Raw genomic sequence first — 21,221 nt, 5'->3', positions numbered from 1 at the left:
CGTCGACGTGTGCGCGGCGTCGCTGACCGAGCCGCTGGGGCCGCTGGGCGGGCCGCGTCGGGCCGCCGGCCGGGGCGGGGCGGGGCCGCTAGTTGAGCAGGGCCCGGGCCGCGCGGGCCTGGCGGCGTACCGTCTCGGCGGAGCTGGGCTCCATGGCCGCGACGACGTCCGCGTACCGCTCCATCTCCGCGGCCCCGCCCCGGAAGTCGCCGCGCTGGACCAGGAGCTGGCCCCGTTCGTAACGCAGTCGCGCCGGATGGCTCGGCAGCAGCAGGGACAGCTCGACCGCCCAGAGCTGGACGTCGGTGCGCTCGGGGCGGGCGGCGGCCCAGGCGCGGATGTTGTTCAGCACCCGCAGGACGATCTCCAGCGGCTCGGCCGGGGCGAGCAGCGCGGGCGACAGCGGCGCACCCGTGGCGCCCGCCACCAGCAGCCCCGCGTCCTCGTCCGTCAGCGGTCGGCCGCCGTCGAACGGGTCCACCAGCGCGTGCGCCCCGGCCGGGTCGCCGAACCCGACCACGAAGTGGCCCGGCAGGGCGACCCCGTACACCGGCGCACCCGCCCGCCTGGCCACCTCAAGCCAGACCACGGACAGCAGGATGGGCAGCCCCCGGCGGCGGCGCAGCACCTCGTGCAGGAGCGAGGAGTCCAGGCGCCGGTAGTCGGCCGGGGTGCCGTGGAAGCCGCACTCCTCGCCCAGCAGGGCGGCGGTGGCGCTGGCCCACGCCTGCGGGCCGCCCGGCGCGAAGGGCAGCAGCCCGGCCAGCCGGTCCAGCTCGATCTGGGCCGCGTCCACGCCCGCCTCGCCCAGCTCCGCGTCGGCCTCCGTGCCCACCAGGAGGCACAGCAGCGCGAGGTCGGGACGCTCCTCGCGCGCCGCTTCGGCGAATCGTCGCCGTCGGTCCGTGGTGTCGTACATACGTGCCTCGTACCCTGCCGCGTACCCGCTCAGCGGGCGTCGTCCCGTGGGGCGCGGAAGTAGTGGTAGGGGTGGTGTGGGCGGAAGCCGAGCCCGTCGTAGAGCGCGTGGGCGCGCGCGTTGTCCGTCTCGACCTGGAGGTAGGCCGCCGAGGCGCCCTCGGCCAGCGCCGTGCGGGACAGGGCGGCCATCACGGCGGTGGCCAGGCCCCGGCGCCGGTACGCCGGCGCCACCTCGACCGCGGCGAACCCGGCCCAGCGCCCGTCCACCACGCACCGCCCGATCGCCGCGGCCTCCTGACCGGCCCAGACGGTGGCGAACCACACCGAGGGGCCGCCCGAGAGCACCGCGAGGCTCTCCGGCGCGGGCGTCCCGAACCGCTGGTAGCGGGCCAGCCAGGCGTCGCTGAGCGTGCGCGACAGCTCGCCCCGCAACTCCGGCGCGCTCGACCCGCTCTCGACCTGGTGGCCCGGCGTGTCGCCGCCCGGGAACGGCGCCGGGTCCCGGTCGGCCAGCGGTGCCAGGGCCGAGGTCCACACCTCGGCCGTGCCCTCGTTCGTCCAGCCGCGCCGGGCCAGCTCGGTCACCAGCGCGTCCTGCTCGGCCGTGGCGCCCTCGCTGACGTGGATGTACGCGGGGAGTCCGCGCTCGGCGTACCATGCCCGCACCCGGCGCAACGCCTCGTCGAGCGGCAGCCCGGGGTCGCTCAGCGGGAACACGGAGTTGGCGCGCCGGGTGAAGCCACCGGCCGCGCGCAGCTCCCAGCCCGAGCCCGAGGCCAGCCCCGCGTCGGGGTCGGCGCCGGCGGGCGCCAGCCGGGCCCGCTCGGCCGGGGGCCAGGAGCGGGCGGCGATCCGGTCGATCTCCAAGGCGTCGGCGGCCGGGCCGCGCCGGCGGGCGGGCGGTGCACCGGGGCGGGCGCCGGGCAGGGACGGGATGACCTTGCCCGCCACGAGCGTGTTTTCCGCGATGCGGACAACCTCGCCGGTCTTGCGCGTGATCCGCACCACACCCCCAGTCCAGGATGCAAGGACCCCTACCGTGTCAGTGAACTTCTGAGGCCCACCCCCCGGATCGTTCAGGCGCCGCACCGACACGCGTTTTCCCACGTCAGCGGGGGAAATTCGGACTTCAAGTCGTCCGCCCGTGGTGAACTCCACAGCTCTGTCCGCCCCTCATGTTCGTCTCCTGCCCCGGAACGGAGATACTAGGTGTGGGCATCGACGACGCCGCGCTCCCGCGCGCCACGCGGCGGGGCCACACAAACACCGGTCCCGCCAGCCCTACCGAGGAGGAACGACAGCGTGACCTACGTCATCGCGGAGCCTTGTGTTGACCTGAAGGACAAGGCCTGCATCGAGGAATGCCCCGTCGACTGCATTTACGAGGGCTCGCGGTCCTTGTACATCCATCCTGACGAATGCGTCGACTGCGGTGCGTGTGAGCCGGTCTGCCCGGTCGAGGCCATCTTCTACGAGGATGACACTCCCGAGGAGTGGAAGGACTACTACAAGGCGAACGTGGAGTTCTTCGACGAGCTCGGCTCGCCCGGTGGGGCCTCGAAGCTCGGCCTGATCGAGCGGGACCACCCCTTCATCGCAGCGCTCCCGCCGCAGAGCCACGACGAGTGATCCGCGGCCGGACGAGTGACCGCTGACCTCGTCCGGTCCCGCCAGGCTCCGCGCGACGAGCGCGGTCTCGGTCCCGTACGGCCCTCCCCGCCCCCGTGGCGCGCGCGACGGGCCGCACGGGGCCGAGACGTTTTCCGGGCCGCCGCGCACGGCCCGGCCGTAGGGACCGCGTGACCGGCGCGGTCCGCGCCACGGACGCGGCCCGCGACAGCGCGTCACACAGGCACCACAGACATCACAGGCACCACAGGAAACGAGGCACCGTGTCCCCCGTCACCGACCGCCTTCCCGTCTTCCCCTGGGACCGGCTCGAGCCGTACAAGGCCACCGCGACCAGCCACCCGGACGGCATCGTGGACCTCTCGGTCGGTACCCCGGTGGACCCGGTCCCCGCCGCGATCCAGCGCGCCCTGACCGACGCGGCCGACAGCCCCGGCTACCCCACCGTGTGGGGGACCGTCGCGCTCCGCGACGCCATCGCCGGCTGGGTCGAGCGCCGGCTCGGCGCCCGCGAGGTGGCCCACGCGCAGGTGCTGCCGGTCGTCGGGTCGAAGGAACTGGTGGCCGCCCTGCCGACGCAGCTCGGGCTCGGCCCCGGCGACCGGGTCGCCTTCCCCCGCCTGGCCTACCCGACGTACGAGGTCGGCGCGCGGCTCGCGCGGGCCGAACCCGTCGCGTACGACGAGGACCTCTTCGCCGACGACGCCAAGCTGGCCGCGTTCGACCCGGCCGGGCTGAGGCTGCTGTGGCTGAACTCGCCGTCCAACCCGACCGGCCGCGTCATGAGCGCCGACGAGCTGCGCCGGGCCGTCGCGTGGGCCAGGCGGCACGGGGTGCTGCTGGTCAGCGACGAGTGCTACCTGGAGCTCGGCTGGGACGCCGAGCCGGTCTCGGTGCTGCGCGAGGACGTGTGCGGCGGCTCCTTCGACGGCCTCGTCGCCGTCCACTCGCTCTCCAAGCGCTCCAACCTGGCTGGCTACCGCGCGGCCTTCCTCGCCGGCGACGCGGCCGTGCTCGGCGAACTCCTCGTGATCCGCAAGCACAGCGGGCTGATGACGCCCGCGCCGGTGCAGGCGGCCACCGTCGTGGCGCTGGGCGACGACACGCACGTCGCCGAGCAGCGGGAGCGGTACGCCCGCCGGCGCGCGGCGCTGCGCGGCGCGCTGGAGGCGTACGGCTTCCGCATCGAGCACAGCGAGGCGTCGCTCTACCTGTGGGCCACGCGCGACGAGCCGTGCTGGGAGACCGTGGGCGACCTGGCCGGGCGCGGCATCCTGGTGGCCCCGGGTGACTTCTACGGGCCGGCGGGGGAGCGCTTCGTACGGGTCGCCGTGACGGCGACGGACGAGCGGGTCGCGGCGGCGGTCGCCCGCCTCAAGGACTGACGCCCGCCGGTCAGCACGGAACGCCGGGGCCGGGCCCTGGCGAGCCCCGCCGAGAACCACCGGCGCCCGGCGCCGCGCCGATGTACGGGCACGTGAAACGGGCCCGGCGAGCGCTCCACCAGGGAGGCGCTCGCCGGGCCCGTCGCCCGCGCCGGGAGCCGTCGCGGGCCCCGCCATAAGAGGGGCGCCCGCGACGGCGGCGCGTGGTGTCAGCCGATCGGCAGGTCGGTGCCGGTGAGGTTGTCGGGCGAGAACCCACCGTCCAGCAGACCGCCCATGGGCGACGGACCGCTCTGCTGGTACGGGGCCTGGGGGAGCGCCTTGCTCGCGAGCTGTTGCGCCTCCTCGGCCGGCCGGACCGCCTTCTTGCCGAGCGGGCCCACGACCCTGCCCGCCGCGGGCCCGGCCTTCTCGACGAGTCCGCCGCCGACCTCGCCCGCGGTTCGCGTGGTCTCCCGCGAGACGTCGTCCACCGCCTGGCCCAGCGGGGGGCCGGTCATTTCGTTCGGGGACGGCGCGGGGGCCGCCTGCGCCACCCCGGCGCCGACCAGGGGAGCCGCGCCCGCGGCGACCAACAGCGCGGCCCGGGCGATCCGACGCTTTAGGGGGAGGGACATAGTGCTCCTTCGACGGTGTCATGCGAAAACGTCTGGTGCGCGACATCGGAATGTGCGACGCCTGATGTGGATGTCCAGCGCGTGGACGTAGTGACTACCGCGTGAGGACTCGGAAAGTTGCGGTTCCGCAAGGTAATGAATTGTTAATGTGTCGCATTATCGCGCCAGTTGGAGCACGCCAATTACCGGTGCCCCACCCGCAAAGGCCCCACGGCACGTGCCGACGGGCTTCGTGATGCCCGGCCCCGACGCGGGAGGGCTCCGCGTGACGGCGTACCGGGGTCGGGCGGTGAGTGGCGCCAAGGGGCGGTCGTCGCCGAACGGGAGGGTGGGCGCGCGGTCCTCCGTGGGCGTCCGGCGCGCCGCGCCCGCCCGGGCCCTCGGAGGGAACGGTCGCTGAGCGGGGGGGGCGAGAGCGGGGAGCGGCTCGCGAAGGATCGTCGAAATCACCGCGCGGGCCGGATTCACCGGGCGAGTTCGATGCGTACCTCCGTCCGGGAATTCCCCGCGACCGAATCCCCGGAATGGGCGCCCTTTCGGGAAACCGTTCGCCAACCCTTTTCCGACGCGCTCGCCGACCATTCCCGGCCGTCGAAGGAGATGCGCGCGATGCGCAGTTCGCCGGCGTGCGCCAGCGCCCAGTGCGCCAACTCCCAGCCGCGCTGCCGCGGATCGCCGCCCGGCGCCGTCGCCCGCACCGGGACGCGTACCTCAAAACCGCCCGCGTCCCCCTCGTCCGTGCCCGGCCGCGCGCTCGGTCCCGGCGGGCCCGCCGCGCCCTCGGCCGGCGTGGGGGAGGCACCGCCGTCGGCCGACTCCTCGCGGGCGGCGCCGGTGTCCGGCTCGCCGATGCCGCCCAGCTCGGTGGCGGCGTTCCCGCCGCGCCGCGCCTCGTCGCCGCCGCCCGGCCCGCCCACCACCGGCCCGAACTCCCGCGCGACCAGCGCCCGCAGCCGACGCGGGTCGCCGGGCTCCCCGTCGTCCGGCAGCGCCGGGCAGCGGAAGGAGGCCGCGAGGTGGCCGGTCAGCGACGCGGTCAGCAGCCGGGCCTTCGCCTCGTGCTTCGCGTACGCCTGCGGGAAGCCGCTGAACTGCACGCGCTGCGCCGCGACGGTCAGCGGCAGCCGCGAGTAGCCGGGCACCTTCACCAGGTCGTCGAAGAACTTGCCCGACGCGTAGACCGGGTCGAGGATCTGCCGCGTGGTGCCCCAGCCCTGCGAGGGGCGCTGCTGGAAGAGGCCCAGCGAATCGCGGTCGCCGCGGCGGATGTTGTGCAGCCCCGACTCCTGCATGGCGGTGGCGAGCGCGATGGTCACCGCCCGGTCGGGCAGACCGCGCGACGCGGCGACGGCCGCGATGGTGGCCGCGTGGCGCGACTGCTCCGGATCGAGTTCGAGCCGCTGGCCGTCGGCCCGTACGACGCAGCGGGGTGGGCCGCCGCCACCGGTCAGCACGTGCGCCGTCGCGTACCCGACCAGCGCGAGGAGGACCGCGCACGCCACCCCGGCGCGCGCCCGCCGGGCGCGGTTGCGGAGGAAGGGGAGGGACACGCGTCACACCGTACTGGAGTGCGTGCGCCCGCCACGGGAGGGGCCACGGGCCCGGCAGACCGCCGGCCGCTCCCCGTTTCCCCCTGTCGCGCACGGGCGCGCGCACGCGAGCGGGGGCCGGATCGCGGGGCATGGGCGCGCTGGGCCGGCCGGCGCGGCACCCCGTAGGGTCACACTCATGGAGCATGAGCACCCCGTACTTGACCTGTCCGTGGACGCCGCCGAGCTGACCGCCCGCCTCGTCGACTTCGCCTCGGTGAGCGGCGAGGAGAAGCCGCTGGCCGACGCCATCGAGCGCGCGCTGCGCGACCTGCCGCACCTGCGGGTGGACCGGGACGGGAACGCCATGGTCGCGCGGACCGACCTCGGCCGCGCCGAGCGCGTCGTGCTCGCCGGCCACATCGACACCGTGCCGATCGCCGACAACGTGCCCTCGCGCCTGACCGAGACCGCCGACGGCGAGAAGCTGCTCTGGGGCTGCGGCAGCTCCGACATGAAGTCGGGCGTGGCCGTGCAGTTGCGGATCGCGGCCACGGTGCCCGAGCCCAACCGCGACCTGACGTTCGTCTTCTACGACAACGAGGAGGTCGCCGCCGAGCTGAACGGCCTGCGGCGGCTGGCCGAGCGGCACCGGGACTGGCTGGCGGGCGACTTCGCGGTGCTGCTCGAAGGCACCGAGGGCCAGGTCGAGGGCGGTTGCCAGGGCACGCTGCGGGTGCGCGTCGAGACGACCGGCAGGCGCGCCCACTCGGCGCGGAGCTGGCTCGGCGACAATGCCATCCACCACGCGGCGCCGATCCTGGACCGGCTGTCCCGGTACGAGCCGCGCAGCGTGGCCATCGACGGACTCACCTACCGCGAGGGCCTGAACGCGGTACGGATCGAGGGCGGCCACGCCGGCAACGTGATCCCCGACGCGTGCGCCGTGACCGTCAACTTCCGCTTCGCCCCGGACCGCTCGGAGGAGGAGGCCCTCGCGCACGTGCGCGAGGTCTTCGACGGGTACGACGTGGTCCTCACCGACAGCTCGCCCGGCGCGCTGCCGGGCCTGGAGCACCCGGCCGCCGCCGCGTTCGTCGCCGCGGTCGGCGCCGAGGTCGGCCCCAAGTACGGCTGGACCGACGTCGCCCGCTTCTCCGCGCTCGGGGTGCCCGCGGTCAACTACGGCCCGGGCGACCCGAAGCTGGCCCACACCCGCGAGGAGCACGTTTCGGTCAGCGCCATCCTGCGCGCCGAGGAGCGGCTGCGCGCCTGGCTGACCGCCTGAGCCGGCCGTTCGACCCGCGCCACCGGCGTGCCGACCGGGGCGCGGGTGGCCGCGTGGTTGGCCTGAACACGCGGTGGCTGGTGCCCGTCCCGTACGCGTACCGCTGGCCTTGCTCGTGTGAAACCCCGCTGGTCGGCCGTGCCGGAGGCATACGCTGAAGCGCACAGGTCCTCCCCCCGCCCCGCGGGGGGAGGTGCACGCGAAGGGAGCGCATATGGCCAATGCCGAGGACGGGCGTACGCCTGCCGAGACCGGACGTACGCCGGGGGAGCAGGCCCCGCAGCGGGAGCAGCGACTTGGGCCAGTGGTGCGCCGCCGGGGCCAGATGCAGTCGGGTACGACGGACCAACACCTCCTCGACACCCACGGCGGCAGCGGCTGGGTGCACGAGGACCCGTTCCGAGTGCTGCGCATCCAGTCGGAGTTCGTGGAGGGCTTCGGTGCCCTGGCCGAACTCGGCCCGGCGGTCAGCGTGTTCGGTTCGGCGCGCACGTCCCCGGACTCGCCCGAGTACGAGTCGGGGGTGCGGATCGGGCGGGCGCTCGTGGACGCGGGCTTCGCGGTGATCACCGGCGGCGGCCCCGGCGCGATGGAGGCCGCGAACCGGGGGGCGTACGAGGCCGGTGGCGTCTCGGTCGGACTCGGCATCGAGCTGCCGTTTGAGCAGGGCCTGAACCGTTACGTCGACATCGGGGTGAACTTCCGGTACTTCTTCGTCCGCAAGACGATGTTCGTGAAGTACGCGCAGGGCTTCGTGGTGCTGCCGGGCGGGCTCGGCACGCTGGACGAGCTGTTCGAGGCGCTCACCCTGGTCCAGACCCGCAAGGTGACCCGCTTCCCGATCGTCCTGTTCGGCTCCGCCTACTGGGAGGGGCTGGTGGACTGGATGAAGAACACGCTGATCGCCCAGGGCAAGGCGTCCCCCAGGGACCTGGACCTGTTCCACGTCTCGGACGACGTGGACGAGGCGGTCGCGCTGGTCAGCAAGGAGACGGGCGTCTGAGCGCCCGCTGACCGCCCCTGCCGGCGGCTCCGCGCCCCGGGCGGGCGGCGAGCCGCGCGGCGGGGCGCGGAGCCGGTCGCGGCGGGCGGCTCGTCAGGCCAGGCCGCGACGGGCCACGGCCGGGGCCCGGTGGCCCGCGATGGTGGCCACCATGTCCAGCACCTGCCGGGTCTCGGCCACCTCGTGCACCCGGTAGACCCGCGCGCCGAGCCAGGCCGAGACGGCCGTGGTGGCCAGGGTGCCGATGACCCGCTCCCTGACCGGCTTGTCGAGCGTCTCGCCGACGAAGTCCTTGTTGGAGAGCGAGACGAGCACCGGCCAGCCGGTCGCGGTCATCTCGTCCAGCCGGCGGGTGGCCTCCAGCGAGTGCCGGGTGTTCTTGCCGAAGTCGTGCCCGGGGTCGATCAGGATGGCGTCGCGGCGCACGCCGAGCGCTGCGGCGCGCTCGGCGAGGCCGAGCGTGACCCGCAGGATGTCGGCCATCACGTCGTCGTAGGCGATCCGGTGCGGCCGGGTCCTGGGCTCGGCGCCGCCGGCGTGCGTGCACACCAGGCCCACGTCGTACCGGGCGGCGACCTCGGCCAGCTTCGGGTCGACGCCGCCCCACGCGTCGTTGAGCAGGTCGGCGCCGGCCTCGCAGACCGCCTCGCCCACCTCGTGCCGCCAGGTGTCGACGCTGATCACCACGTCGGGGTGGCGCCGGCGCACCTCGGCGACGAACCCGACCGTGCGCCGCACCTCCTCCGCCGCGCTCACCTCCTCGCCGGGGCCCGCCTTGACCCCACCGATGTCGATGATGGCGGCCCCCTCCGACACCGCCTGCTCGACACGGTCCAGCGCGGGCTCGTCCCGGAAGGTCGCCCCCTGGTCGTAGAAGGAGTCCGGCGTACGGTTCACGATCGCCATGATCACCGACTCGTGCGTGTCGAACTGGCGCCGTCCCAGCCGCAACATTGCCTCACTCCCTCGTCCGTGGTCCGGCAGCGACCCTAACCGCTGCGGCGTACGGAGACGGTGTCAGTGGGGCATGGCACGATCGAGGCTGTTGAATCGCGGATGCACCTCGGGGAGTCGTCGTGTTCTGGTTCTTGCTCATCGCGCTCGTCGCGGTCGTCGGGGCGGTGACGCTCGTCGTGGTCGGCGGTGGCGACGGCGCCGCGCTGCCCGAGGCCCAGCCGGATCGGCTCCTCGACCCGCTGCCCGAAGACCGGCCGGTGGACCGCGCGGACATCGATGCGCTGCGGCTGCCGCTGGCCCTGCGGGGATACCGGATGGCGGAGGTGGACGACGCCCTCGGCCGGCTCGGCGCCGAACTCGCCGAGCGGGACGCCCGGATCGCCGAGTTGGAGGCCGTCGTCGCCGGCACCGAGGCCGGGGCGTACGGGGGCCCCGGGCTGATAGGCGACCTGGGCGCCGCGCGCGCCGGCGAAGCCCCCGGGCCGGGCGCCGGCGGCGCCAGCGTGGTGGCCGGTGGCGCCAGCGTGGTGGCCGGCGGAGGCAGCGGCGCGGGGAGTGCGCCGCCCGCTCCCGCCGAGAGCGCGCCGGCCGTGGCGGACCGGGCCGACCCTGCGGGGGACGCTGCCGCGCCCGAGGGGGACGTTGCCGCGCCCGCCGGGGGCGACGAGCCCGACGGGGGAGCCGAGCCCGAGGAGGAAGCCGAGTCCGCCGCGGGCGACGGTGGCGAGCCCGGGCGTCGGGCGGCCGAGCCCGGGTCTGGCCGCGCGGGCCGGGGCGAGGAAGAGGAGGAGCGGTCGTGAGCGAGACGGAGACCTCGGTGGGGGCCGAGGCGGGGCCCGACGGCCTGCTGCGGTGTGCGTGGGGACTCCAGGCGGAGTCGATGGCGGACTACCGCGCCTACCACGACCACGAGTGGGGCCGCCCGGTGCACGGGGACGACGCGCTCTACGAGCGGCTGAGCCTGGAAGCCTTCCAGTCCGGCCTGTCGTGGATCACCGTCCTGCGCCGGCGCGAGGGCTTCCGGGCGGCGTTCGCGGGCTTCCGGATCAAGGCGGTGGCGCAGTTCACGGACGAGGACGTGCGGCGGCTCCTCGCCGACCCCGGCATCATCCGCAACCGATCCAAGATCACGGCGGTCATCCACAACGCCACGGTCGCCGCCGAACTGGCCGAGGGCGAACTGGACGAGCTGATCTGGTCGTACGCGCCGGACCACGCCGACCGCCCGGCGCCGCGCACCGCGCAGGAGGTGCCCCCGATAACGCCGGAGTCCACCGCCCTCGCCCGCGACCTGAAGAAGCGCGGCTTCCGCTTCGTCGGCCCGACCACGGCCTACGCCCTCATGCAGGCGTGCGGCCTGGTCAACGACCACCTGGCCGACTGCCACGTGCGGCGGGCCGGCCAGGGCGGTTAGCACACCGCGCCCGCCCCACGGGCCGCTTGGGGCGGACGCGGGACGGGCGCGGTGTGTCGCCGGGCGCGGGGCGCGCCGTGCTCAGCGGGGGCCGTGCTCAGGGCGCCGCCGCGCTCCGGGCGTGTGCGGGGCCCGGGCAGCCACGGGGGCGTGGGCGGCGCGAGCGCGGGGTCAGCGGCCCAGGAAGGTCGGCTTCTCCTTCTTCACGAAGGCGTCCACGGCGATCCGGTGGTCCTCCGACGCGCCCGCCCTGGCCTGGAGTTCGTCCTCCTTGGCCAGCGTGTCGAGCAGCCCGTGGCCGGCCGCGTAGGCGAGTGACTCCTTGATCGCGGCGTAGGCGACGGTGGGTCCTTCGGCGAGCCGGCGGGCGATCTTCGTGGCCTCGGCGGCGAGTTCGGCGGCCGGGACCACCGTGTTGGCGATGCCGAGGCCGGCGGCCTCCTCGGCCTTGACGGAGCGGGGGAAGAGCATGAGTTCGGCCGCCCTGCCGTGGCCGATGAGCCGGGGCAGCGTCCAGGAGACGCCCGAGTCCGCGCTGAGGGCGACCCCGGCGAAGGAGGTGTTGAAGGAGGCGGTGTCGGCGACGACGCGGTAGTCCGCGGCGAAGGCGAAGCCCGCGCCGGCGCCCGCCGCGACGCCGTTGACCCCGGCGACGACCGGCTTCGGCATCTCGGCGATGGCCGCGACGATGGGGTTGTAGTGCTCCTTGACGGTGTCCATGGTGGCGCCCGAGGCGCGCACCGTGTCGTCGTGCAGCCGCTCGATGTGCTCCTTGAGGTCCTGTCCGACGCAGAAGGCGCGCCCGCTGCCGGTCAGCAGCACGGCGCGTACGGCCGGGTCGTCCGCGGCCTGCCGAAGGGTGTCGCGCAGCGCCACCTTCAGCTCGGTGTTGAGCGCGTTCATGGCGTCGGGACGGTTGAGGGTGATCGTCGCGAGTCCCTCGGTCACGTCGTAGAGCACGGTGTCGGCCATGGGTGGGTCCCCTCCGTATGGGTCCGTGGGTCCGTCGCGCCCGCGGTCCGCGGGCCCGCGGGACGTGCGGGCGGCGTCGTCCGGGGCCACGGTGCGCCGCGCCGCGGCCCGCCCCGGTCGGGGACGCCGCGCGGGGACCACGGTGCCACGCGGCGGGGTGCCGTACGGCCCGCGCGGCCCGTACGGAGCCGCCACGGCCGGCCACGACCACCGCCGCGGCCCGGCCGCGGACCGCCGCGTTCCGATCAGCCCGTGGATATGCCGGCCGGTCCGGGCGCGGAGGTCGGTGTACGCTCCCGCGGTCCGCGATCAGCATGCCGGAGATCCGCGCGCCCGTCATGTGACCTGCGTCAAAGAACCGACCTACCGTTCGGGCCGAGCCGTCGTGCGGGATCGCGGCCCGATCGCCGAATTGAGTGGTTTTGGGGGAGTCGGGTGTGGAGGCGATGACCGCCGCCGTTGGTCATCGGGTCATGGCATGCGGGATAATGGCGGGGAAGCAATGTGTTCGATGCCGGTGACGCCTAGGTTGTCGGCTGCGATGAGCTGGTTTCAGGAAGGGGAACGAGCATGGCGGCCATGAAGCCGCGGACGGGCGACGGCCCGCTCGAGGTGACCAAGGAGGGGCGGGGCATCGTCATGCGCGTTCCGCTCGAAGGCGGCGGTCGACTCGTCGTCGAGCTGACACCGGACGAGGCCGACGCGCTGGGCGACGCACTGAAGAAGGTCGTCGGCTAGCAGCGGGCCACAGGAATCATGCGCACTGCCCCGGTCACTGGTGAGAACCAGGAGCCGGGGCAGCGGCGTTCCCGCCGCCTGCCGGGGCCCACTCCCCGCCTCGGCCCACGCCGGCCCCGGCCCATGCCGGCTCCGACCCGCCCCGACCCGCGCCCGGCCCCGACCCACGCCCGCCCCGAGCCCGTCGCGCCGCGCTCACGCCCGCCGCGTCCGACCCCGCCCGCCGCCGGGACCGCGCCGGGTCGCGGGACCGGTACGCGCCGCCTTCCGCTTTCCCTGCCCCAGGCCGCCGTCCGCGCCCGTTCCGGGCCCGCCGCGACGCCGGAGGGCCGCCACGCGGCGTGACCTTCGTCTCTGCCGGCGAGGCGGGGGATTCGCGTGGCTTGAGCGGATTCGAGCCGGCCGCTCCGGCCGCTGTCACCGTGCCCCGATGGCTGATTGCGCGGCCCGGAAGTTCCGGCACCGGGGCGCTTCCGCGCCATTCGCGGCGCGGGGAGCGAGCGGAGCGCCGGCACGGTTTCGCGCGGCGTACGGGCAGGCGCGCGCCCCGTGGCGGTCGGCATGGGAAGGCGCGGAGAGAGCCCCCTATAGAGGGGGGTGACCGGTCAGCCGCGCTTGACCGCGCACAGCAGGCCGTCGCCCACCGGGAGCAGGGACGGCTGGAGCACCGTCGACTCGCGCACGGCGCGCAGCAGCTCGCGCAGCCGCAGCACCTCCGTCGGCTGGGCGGCCGACTCCACCGTGCGGCCGTCGGCGAACACGCCCTCGAAGCAGACCAGCCCGCCGGGGCGCAGCAGGCGCAACGATTCGGCGAGGTAGTCGAGGCACTCGGCGCGATCCGCGTCACAGAAGACGAGGTCGTACCCGCCGTCGGCGAGCCGGGGCAGCACGTCGAGCGCGCGGCCGGGGATGAAGCGGGCCCGGTTCCCGGCGAAGCCCGCCGCGCGGAACGCCTGCCGGGCGAACTGCTGCCGCTCGGGCTCCAGGTCCACCGTCGTCAGGACGCCGTCGGGCCGCATGCCGTGCAGGAGGTGGATGCCGGAGACGCCGGTGCCGGTGCCGATCTCGGCCACGGCCTTGGCGTCGGCGGTGGCGGCGAGCAGGCGCAGCGCGGCGCCCGTGCCCGAGGACACCGAACGCAGCCCCGCCTCCCGGGCCCGCTCACGAGCCCAGCGCAGCGCTGTGTCGTCGATGTGCTCGACGCCGTACGCCTCGGCGAACGCCCAGCTCGTCTGCCGGTTGCCGGTAATGGCCCTCTCCTGTCCCCGTAGTTGACGCAACGGTGACTGTATCCGCTGCGCTCGGGAACCCGCAGATGGGACCGGGCGTTGAAAGGGGGCGGACAGACCGCGCGAGCACCGAGCGATCAAGTCCAAATGCAGGTCAATATTGCTTATCCGGAGCTAACGGGCGAGGTGGATATGGTAGGGGCTCTACTGGAGACCACCAGAGCCGACAGGGGAGGTGCGGCTGCGACCGGTGGCCGAAGAGTGCTGCGGCGCTTTCGCGGGCCGACGGACGAGCCGAAATCCGTGACAAACACTGCTGACCGTTTCCGCACTACCGAATCCGCAGCTACCGCGACTTTCGCCACCGATGCGGATTCGCAGGCGTGGACCCCTCCCACCTGGGAGGAGATCGTCAGCACCCACAGCGCACGGGTCTATCGCCTCGCTTACCGTCTCACTGGTAACCAGCACGACGCCGAAGACCTGACCCAGGAAGTGTTCGTCCGGGTTTTCCGTTCCCTGTCGACGTACACGCCGGGCACCTTCGAGGGCTGGCTGCACCGCATTACGACCAATCTCTTCCTGGACATGGTCCGCCGCCGGCAGCGCATCCGCTTCGACGCGCTCGGCGACGACGCGGCCGAGCGGCTCCCCAGCCGCGAGCCGTCCCCGCAGCAGCACTTCAACGACACCCACTTCGACGCCGACGTCCAGCAGGCGCTGGACACCCTCGCGCCGGAGTTCCGGGCCGCCGTGGTGCTCTGCGACATCGAGGGCCTTTCGTACGAGGAGATCGCCGCGACGCTCGGCGTGAAGCTCGGCACGGTGCGCAGCCGCATTCACCGCGGCCGGTCGCACCTGCGCAAGGCCCTCCAGCACCGCTCCCCATCGGCCCGCGCCGAGCAGCGCGCGGTCGCCTCGGTGTCCCCGGCCGCGCCGGGGCTCAGCGGGGAGGTAGGGATCGCGTGACCGGATCAGGCGGTCAGTCCCCCGCCGAGCAGCACCTCGGCGACCGCCTCGCGGCTCTGGTCGACGGCGAGTTGGGACATGATGCGCGCGAGCGGGTGCTCGCGCACCTGGCGACGTGTCCTCGCTGCAAGGCAGAGGCTGACGAACAGCGACGACTGAAGAACGTGTTCGCCCAGGCGGCGCCGCCCCCTCCGTCGGAGGGGTTCCTCGCGCGGCTCCAGAACCTGCCCGCTGGCGCGCTCACCGGCGACGACGAGCGTTCCCCGCTCGACGGCCCGGCGCGCGACCGGGACCCTTTTGACCTGCGCGAGGAAACGTTCGCGTTCCTGCCAGCGGGCGCCTCGGCCCCCCGTGAGCGCGGCTTCCGGATACACGAGGTGGACCGCGCGCTGCCCCGCAGCAGGCGGTTCGCCTTCGCCGCGGCCGGCGCCGTGTCGCTGGCCGCCGTCGCGCTCGGTGGCGCGCTGCCCCTGGACGCCGCGGTGGATTCGCCCGGTGGCCGGGGGGAGGGCAACGGCACCGCGACCACGCCACTGCGTACGGACGGCGGGGACCGCACCTGGGCCGGGGCGCAGGAGAACGCCCGCCGGTCGATGGGGTTCTTCTCGGTCAGCGGTGAGCGCTCGGCGCAGCTCGACCCGCGGACCGGCATGCCGCTCACGCAGCCACCCACCGCGACCACCCACCCCGGCGTGCGACCGCGCTCGCACGAGGCGCCGTTGCACTCGATGGGCAGCGCGCTGCCGCCGCTGCTCCACCCGGTGCTGTCGGTGGCGGCCCGGTCGCCGGGCGGCCAGCCCGAGGCGCGCGAGCGGCAGGCGGCCCCGGCGCCCACCCAGATGGACGTCCCCTCGCACCCGGCCAGCCAGCCGACGCCGCTGACCGGCGCCGGGGCGGACCTGGGCGGCAGCCCCCGCTGACCGCCGACGAGGACGGGCGCGAGAGCACGACGCGCCGCGGGTCGGTCCCGCCGGTCGGGGCCGACCCGCGGCGCGGCCTGACCGGCCCACTGCGCGGGTTCGGGCAGACCTGATTGAATCGCCAGTGGGTCGCGCCGAGCGGGTGTGGTGAAGCACGCCCGCCGGGAGCGCGGCCCGCGCCGGACCGCGGGCGAACTGTGGGGAGAGCATGAACGACGGGAAGACCCCGAGGCCGAAGCCGAAGTGGTGGAGCCGTCCGCACATGGGCTTCGCGGGACAGCCGCACGCGGCGGACCAAGCGCCACACGCGGCGGACGAGGCCACGCCCGAGCAGCCCGCGGACCAGGCCCCGCCGCGTACCGAGGCGGCCGACGCCGCCGTGGGGCCTGACGCGGCCGGCCCCGAGGCGGCCGACGCGCGGGACGCCACGGCCGGCGCCGCGCCCGCGGCGCCCGACGCCCCGGGCACCGACTTCGTGCTGGCCAAGGCGGCGCCGAGCGACGCCCCCCGACCGGCGGACCAGACCCCTGAGCCGGACGTACGCCCAGCGTCCGCGACCTCCGACGGCGCCGCCACCGGCGACGCGGCCACGGACGGTACCCCTGCTGGCGACGCGGCCGTTGCCGGCGACGCGACCTCCGACGGCCCTGGCGGCCGGGGCGGTGACGCGATGTCGGACGGTCCTGCCGGTTCTAGCGGTGACGCCGTCCCCGGTGGCGCTGACGCTGGTGCCGCGGCCTCCGGTGCCGCGACGGCCGGGGACGCCGTGGAAGGCGCCGGCGTACGCCCGGCGGAAGCGTCGGCCACCGGGGGCGCCGAGCCCGCCGCCGGGGCGGCGGACGAGGGCGCGTCGGCGGAGCGGCCCCGGCCCCGGCACGAGCCCGATCCGTACAGCACGCCGCCCTACGGCGAGCCGGGCCCGTGGGCTCCGGCGCCGCCCGTGCAGCACCCGGTGGCCACGCCGGCGCACGGCACCCACGTACCCCCGCACCACGCGAACCCGCCGCACCCCGGGATGACGCCCGCGCACGGCACCACGATGCCGGCGCACCCGACGCCCGGCCCCCAGCCGTACCCCGCGCACCAGCACCCCCAGCCCGCTGCCGGGCAGCCGGCCCCGTCGCAGGCGCCGGGGGTGTACGCCGCGCAGGCCGGGCGCGAGAACCAGCCCGGCGCGCAGTGGCAGCACTACGACCCGTGGCGCGCGCCGGTGGCCGGCGCCGGGCAGCCCGGTCCGGCGCGCGCGGCGCGGCGGCGCGGCCCGCTGGTGGTCGGCGCGCTGGTGCTCGCGCTGCTGGCCGGTGGCATCGGCGGGGGCATCGGGGTCTACCTGGAGCGGGAGACCGGCGACACCGAGCAGATCCACCTGCCGCAGGCGCCGTCCGACACCCAGCAGGCCAGGGACCCGGACAGCATCGCGGGCATCGCGGCCCGGGCGTTGCCCAGCGTGGTGACCATCCACGTCAAGGGCGCCGGCGAGCGGGGCACGGGGACCGGCTTCGTGCTCGACAAGCGCGGCAACATCCTGACCAACAACCACGTCGTGGAGCCGGCCGACCAGGGCGACTCGGACGCGGCCATATCGGTGACGTTCAACGGCGGCCAGACCGCGCGGGCCAAGATCGTCGGTCGGGACGCCGGGTACGACCTGGCGGTCATTCGCGTCCAGGGCGTCACCGGGCTCAAGCCGCTGGCCCTTGGCAACTCCGACTCCGTGCGGGTCGGCGACCCGGTGGTGGCCATCGGCGCCCCGTACGACCTGGCGGGCACGGTCACCTCCGGGATCATCAGCGCCAAGGGGCGCCCGATCACGGCGGGCGGCGAGAAGGTCGACGGCAGCGACATCTCGTACGTGGACGCGTTGCAGACCGACGCGCCGATCAACCCCGGCAACTCCGGTGGTCCGCTGGTGAACGCCGACGCGCAGGTGATCGGCATCAACAGCGTGATCCGCGCCGCGAACGACGGTGGGCTCGGCGGCGGTCAGGGCGGCAGCATCGGCCTGGGCTTCGCGATCCCGATCAACCAGGGCAAGCGGGTCGCGGAGGAGCTGATCAACACCGGCAAGGCGACGCACCCGGTGATCGGCGTCACGCTCGACATGAAGTTCCGGGGCGAGGGCGCCCGGGTCGCCGAGTCCGGCAGCGACGGTCCCGCGGTGACCGAGGGCGGGCCCGGCGACAAGGCGGGCATCCGGTCGGGCGACGTGATCACCAAGGTGGACGGCGTGCCGGTGCAGAGCGGCCAGGAACTGATCGTCAAGATCCGCAGCCACCGCCCCGGCGACCGGCTGAAGCTGACCCTGGAGCGGGACGGCGACGAGCGCACCGTCGAACTGGAACTGGGCTCCGCGAGCGACATGGACCGCTGACCGACGGGGCGACTCCCCGCGCCGCGCGGTGGCGGGTGTGGCGTCTGTGACAGCGCGGTGGCGACAGAGGCGGGGTTGTGCGCCGGACGTCACCCGGAGTTTGCTGTGCGGGAGAAGAACGGCCCGGCGGCGCACGGCGTGCGCCGGGGGCGCCGGGGCGGTGATTCCGGGGTCGCGGGGCGGCGGGAGGCGGGGAGCGCGCCGCGCGAGGGGCCGGTTCGGCCGGCTTCGGCGGTGCGCGGCGCGTGGTCTGATGTTGGTCTGGCCGTCTCCCGTACCACACCGTGAGGCAGGTACCGTGTTGGATGGCCTGGACCGTTGGCCACGGACGCATCAAGGAGCTGCAAGGTGTTCTTCGACATAGGACCCCTAGAGCTGATCGCTCTCATCATCCTTGCGGTGCTCATCTTCGGCCCGGACAAGCTGCCCAAGGTGATCCAGGATGCCGCCCGTTTCATCCGTAAGGTCCGGGAGTTCTCGGACAGCGCGAAGGAAGACATCCGGACAGAGTTGGGTCCGGACTTCAAGGACTTCGAGTTCGAGGACCTGAATCCCAAGACGTTCGCGCGCAAGCACCTGCTCGACAAGGACGAGCTCGGCCTGAAGGAGATCCGCAACGGATTCGACTTCAGCAAGGAGATGGCCGAGGTCGGCGACGTGACGCAGGCGCGCGACACCACTGGCGGAGTCGACTCCGCCCCCTCCTCCAGCGGCTCCGACCTGCTGCGCAAGCGCGACAAGCCGGAGCGCGACGACCGGCCACCCTTCGACTCGGACGCCACCTGATCCCATTCGGGCCGACCTGTATGGCTATCCTCCCTGTGTCCAGGTGAGGTCGCCTGAAGGGGGGCGGGCCGCCACGACGTAGGGCAACGAGGAGGCTCCGCGCAGATGGAGACGACGAGTCGGGCAGACGTGCAGGACGCGGCGGCGACTCCGGGCGTGCCCGGGGAGGACGTCGCGGCGGCCGGGCAGGGCATGCCGGCAGCGGTGCGCAGGACGGTCGACGGCTACCTCATGGCCGCCTTCCCCTGGTACGGCCTCGACGAGGCGTTCGCCGGGCCCCGCTGGTTGATGCAGGTGGGCGCGGCGGCCGACGGCACCGTGGAGCACGGCGCGACCGGGCACGGCGAGGAGCCCTCGCTGAAGGTGGAGACCACCGCGGAGAGCCGGGCCAAGCAGCGCTTCGCCGTCGTCGTGACGGTGGCCAGCCGTCCGGTGCGGCGCAGCGCCGACGGCACCGGGATGTTGGAGGCGACCTCCGTGTCGTCGGCCGCCTGGCTGGCGGGCTCCGGGTTGCTCTCGTGCACCTGGCCGTCCCAGATGGAGCGGGCGCTGCGGCAGGACTGGCTCGACCAGCAGACCGCGATCGCCTGGGAGCTGGCGGACGACCTCGGCGGCTCCGCGTGGTCGCAGCTCACGCTGCCCGTGGACGGCGTGCCGACCGACTTCCACTACCGCGAGTCCGAGTACGGCTGGGTCCTCGCCGGCTCGGCCCGCGAGGGCGTCCACGTCGGCGCGTACGGGCGCGGGATGAGCGCCTACGGGCTCGGGTTCTCCGTGGTCAAGGACATCACGACGTACGCGTAGGGCCCTCGCCCCGGCCACGGGAACGCGGTCATCACGCCCGGCTCCGACGTGGTTCCGTGCCGGCCCGCTGCCGCCCCGCCCCGACACGCCGGTACCGGACGCGGCTCCGCGCGCGCCGAGGGCGCGGACTCGGGCAGGGCTGGGCCGGGCGGACTGGACGGGCTGCGTGAGCCCGGCCGCGCCGGCCGGCGGTGGCTACGTGCCCGTGGGAATCGCTCCGGCACACGGCGTACGGCGCCTACGCGTTCCGAGGGAACGGCTGGCCCGTCGTCGGTGTGATCCGGGGGCGGGCGGGGCCGGACGCGGCGGCTGCTCCGGGGCGGGGTGCGCCCGGGGCAGCCGCCCCCGTACGAACTAGAACTTGTTGCGCGGGGTGATGCCCAGCGACAGGCCGGCCAGGCCGCGCTGGCGGCCACCGAGCTTGCCCGCGATGGAGCGCAGCGCGGCGCCCGCCGGGGACTCGGGGTCGGTCAGGACGACGGGCTTGCCCTCGTCGCCGCCCTCGCGCAGCCGCACGTCGATGGGGATGGCGCCGAGCACCGGCACCGTCGCGCCGGTCGTGCGGGTCAGGCCGTCGGCGACGGTCTGACCGCCGCCCGTGCCGAAGACGTCGACCATCTCGTCGCAGTGCGGGCACGGCAGCCCGGACATGTTCTCGACCACGCCGACGATCTTCTGGTGGGTCTGCACGGCGATGGACCCGGCGCGCTCGGCGACCTCGGCCGCGGCCTGCTGCGGCGTCGTGACCACCAGGATCTCCGCGTTGGGCACCAACTGGGCCACCGAGATGGCGATGTCGCCGGTGCCCGGCGGCAGGTCGAGCAGCAGCACGTCCAGGTCGCCCCAGAAGACGTCCGCGAGGAACTGCTGGAGTGCTCGGTGCAGCATCGGCCCGCGCCATACCACCGGGGCGTTGCCCGGCGTGAACATGCCGATGGAGATGACCTTCACGCCGTGCGCCGACGGCGGCATGATCATGTTCTCGACCTGGGTCGGCCGGCCGGAGGCGCCGAGCATGCGGGGCACCGAGTGGCCGTAGATGTCCGCGTCCACGACGCCGACCTTCAGGCCGTCAGCGGCCATCGCCGCCGCCAGGTTGACCGTCACGGACGACTTGCCGACGCCGCCCTTGCCGGAGGCCACCGCGTACACCCGGGTCAGCGAGCCCGGCTTGGCGAACGGCACCTCGCGCTCGGTCTGTCCGCCGCGCAGCGAGCTGGCCAGCTCCTTGCGCTGTTCGTCGCTCATCACGTCCAGCTCGACGCTGACGTCGGTCACGCCGGGAACCCGGGCCACCGCCTCGCGCACCGAACTGGTGATGGTGTCCCGCATCGGGCAGCCGGCGACCGTGAGATAGACCGCGACCGCCACCGCCCCGTCCGGGGCGATCTCCACCGATTTGACCATCCCGAGTTCGGTGATCGGGCGGTGGATCTCCGGGTCGTTCACCGTCGCGAGCGCGTCGCGGACCGCCTCTTCGGCGGGAGCGGCGCCGTGCGGGCCGGTCGTTTCGGTAGCCATGCCCCGATGGTACGGCGCGCGCCCGGTGCGCGGGAAAGCCTGTGGACGGTCGCTTTCCTCACGCCCGCGGGCGTCGTCTGCCGGGAATAGCCGGGCTGCCCCGCGGATGTCCCGCCCGAGCGCCCGGCGCCGGCTCAGCCCCCGGGGGTCCGCTTCAGCCCCGTGGGC

General features: G+C 74.6%; 20 protein-coding genes. 12 read left to right on the top strand and 8 right to left on the bottom strand.

The annotated features are described in order from the left end of the window. Positions 1–88: 88 nt before the first annotated feature. On the bottom strand, positions 89–919 hold the full coding sequence (locus AC3CHW_RS10705; RefSeq protein ID WP_488470273.1) for a transglutaminase family protein: 831 nt from the start codon (positions 917–919) through the stop codon (positions 89–91). A gap of 29 nt (positions 920–948) precedes the next feature. Continuing rightward, a complete protein-coding gene (locus AC3CHW_RS10700) occupies positions 949–2,079 on the bottom strand; it encodes a GNAT family N-acetyltransferase (protein ID WP_488470272.1) in 1,131 nt (376 codons plus the stop codon). Positions 2,080–2,223: 144 nt separating this feature from the next. On the opposite strand from AC3CHW_RS10700, the gene fdxA reads away from it, so the two are divergent. Beyond that, positions 2,224–2,550, top strand: a complete 327-nt coding sequence (gene fdxA / locus AC3CHW_RS10695; protein WP_176163910.1) for a ferredoxin — start codon at positions 2,224–2,226, stop codon at positions 2,548–2,550. Positions 2,551–2,813: 263 nt separating this feature from the next. Then, positions 2,814–3,935: a succinyldiaminopimelate transaminase gene (gene dapC, locus AC3CHW_RS10690; RefSeq protein WP_488470271.1), complete on the top strand. Its 1,122-nt coding sequence runs from the start codon at positions 2,814–2,816 to the stop codon at positions 3,933–3,935. Between the two features lie 209 nt (positions 3,936–4,144). Here the strand turns inward: dapC and AC3CHW_RS10685 are convergent, their stop codons facing one another. Together AC3CHW_RS10685 and AC3CHW_RS10680 are read right to left on the bottom strand one after the other, a co-directional pair. Further along, positions 4,145–4,552: an ATP-binding protein gene (locus AC3CHW_RS10685; RefSeq protein WP_488470270.1), complete on the bottom strand. Its 408-nt coding sequence runs from the start codon at positions 4,550–4,552 to the stop codon at positions 4,145–4,147. Between the two features lie 464 nt (positions 4,553–5,016). Next, positions 5,017–6,102, bottom strand: a complete 1,086-nt coding sequence (locus AC3CHW_RS10680; RefSeq protein ID WP_398609338.1) for a VldE C-terminal domain-containing protein — start codon at positions 6,100–6,102, stop codon at positions 5,017–5,019. 178 nt (positions 6,103–6,280) lie between these two features. On the opposite strand from AC3CHW_RS10680, the gene dapE reads away from it, so the two are divergent. Together dapE and AC3CHW_RS10670 are read left to right on the top strand one after the other, a co-directional pair. Next, on the top strand, positions 6,281–7,369 hold the full coding sequence (gene dapE, locus AC3CHW_RS10675; RefSeq protein ID WP_187062103.1) for a succinyl-diaminopimelate desuccinylase: 1,089 nt from the start codon (positions 6,281–6,283) through the stop codon (positions 7,367–7,369). Positions 7,370–7,583: 214 nt separating this feature from the next. After that, entirely contained in the window at positions 7,584–8,372 is a 789-nt protein-coding gene (locus AC3CHW_RS10670) for an LOG family protein (protein ID WP_398609337.1), read from the top strand. A 93-nt stretch (positions 8,373–8,465) separates the two neighbouring features. Here the strand turns inward: AC3CHW_RS10670 and folP are convergent, their stop codons facing one another. Next, positions 8,466–9,326 (bottom strand): dihydropteroate synthase, encoded by an 861-nt coding sequence (gene folP, locus AC3CHW_RS10665; RefSeq protein WP_398609336.1) that lies wholly within the window; start codon positions 9,324–9,326, stop codon positions 8,466–8,468. Positions 9,327–9,448: 122 nt separating this feature from the next. Here folP and AC3CHW_RS10660 point away from each other — a divergent pair, with 122 nt between their 5' ends. Then, positions 9,449–10,129, top strand: a complete 681-nt coding sequence (locus AC3CHW_RS10660; RefSeq protein ID WP_488470269.1) for a DivIVA domain-containing protein — start codon at positions 9,449–9,451, stop codon at positions 10,127–10,129. After that, a complete protein-coding gene (locus AC3CHW_RS10655) occupies positions 10,126–10,743 on the top strand; it encodes a DNA-3-methyladenine glycosylase I (protein WP_387600494.1) in 618 nt (205 codons plus the stop codon). The genes AC3CHW_RS10660 and AC3CHW_RS10655 overlap by 4 nt, the downstream gene beginning before the upstream one ends. Positions 10,744–10,914: 171 nt before the next feature. On the opposite strand, the gene chcB is transcribed toward AC3CHW_RS10655, so the two are convergent. Continuing rightward, positions 10,915–11,715 carry a 2-cyclohexenylcarbonyl CoA isomerase gene (gene chcB, locus AC3CHW_RS10650; RefSeq protein WP_488470268.1) on the bottom strand — a complete coding sequence of 267 codons (801 nt, stop codon included), beginning with the start codon at positions 11,713–11,715 and terminating at the stop codon, positions 10,915–10,917. A gap of 570 nt (positions 11,716–12,285) precedes the next feature. On the opposite strand from chcB, the gene AC3CHW_RS10645 reads away from it, so the two are divergent. Next, on the top strand, positions 12,286–12,453 hold the full coding sequence (locus AC3CHW_RS10645) for a DUF3117 domain-containing protein (RefSeq protein ID WP_003966491.1): 168 nt from the start codon (positions 12,286–12,288) through the stop codon (positions 12,451–12,453). A gap of 605 nt (positions 12,454–13,058) precedes the next feature. Here AC3CHW_RS10645 and AC3CHW_RS10640 read toward each other — a convergent pair. After that, positions 13,059–13,733 (bottom strand): O-methyltransferase, encoded by a 675-nt coding sequence (locus tag AC3CHW_RS10640; protein ID WP_176163919.1) that lies wholly within the window; start codon positions 13,731–13,733, stop codon positions 13,059–13,061. Between the two features lie 141 nt (positions 13,734–13,874). On the opposite strand from AC3CHW_RS10640, the gene sigE reads away from it, so the two are divergent. From sigE to AC3CHW_RS10615, 5 genes are all read left to right on the top strand, one after another. Next, positions 13,875–14,651 carry an RNA polymerase sigma factor SigE gene (gene sigE / locus AC3CHW_RS10635; RefSeq protein WP_176166386.1) on the top strand — a complete coding sequence of 259 codons (777 nt, stop codon included), beginning with the start codon at positions 13,875–13,877 and terminating at the stop codon, positions 14,649–14,651. After that, positions 14,648–15,571 (top strand): anti-sigma factor family protein, encoded by a 924-nt coding sequence (locus AC3CHW_RS10630; RefSeq protein ID WP_488470267.1) that lies wholly within the window; start codon positions 14,648–14,650, stop codon positions 15,569–15,571. Before sigE ends, AC3CHW_RS10630 begins: the two co-directional genes overlap by 4 nt. A gap of 208 nt (positions 15,572–15,779) precedes the next feature. Then, positions 15,780–17,942: a S1C family serine protease gene (locus tag AC3CHW_RS10625; RefSeq protein ID WP_488470266.1), complete on the top strand. Its 2,163-nt coding sequence runs from the start codon at positions 15,780–15,782 to the stop codon at positions 17,940–17,942. Positions 17,943–18,290: 348 nt separating this feature from the next. Continuing rightward, complete coding sequence (locus AC3CHW_RS10620) at positions 18,291–18,728, top strand: sec-independent translocase (RefSeq protein ID WP_488470265.1); 438 nt, start codon at positions 18,291–18,293, stop codon at positions 18,726–18,728. Between the two features lie 105 nt (positions 18,729–18,833). Beyond that, entirely contained in the window at positions 18,834–19,532 is a 699-nt protein-coding gene (locus AC3CHW_RS10615) for a hypothetical protein (RefSeq protein ID WP_187060807.1), read from the top strand. Between the two features lie 354 nt (positions 19,533–19,886). Here the strand turns inward: AC3CHW_RS10615 and AC3CHW_RS10610 are convergent, their stop codons facing one another. Then, a complete protein-coding gene (locus tag AC3CHW_RS10610; protein WP_398609329.1) occupies positions 19,887–21,053 on the bottom strand; it encodes an Mrp/NBP35 family ATP-binding protein in 1,167 nt (388 codons plus the stop codon). Positions 21,054–21,221 lie beyond the last annotated feature (168 nt).

The sequence above is a fragment of the Streptomyces sp. MGP-BFMKR1 genome (assembly GCF_057766585.1).
Note: the sequence above shows the minus strand (reverse complement) of the source record. Positions and strands in the feature narration are given on the sequence as shown.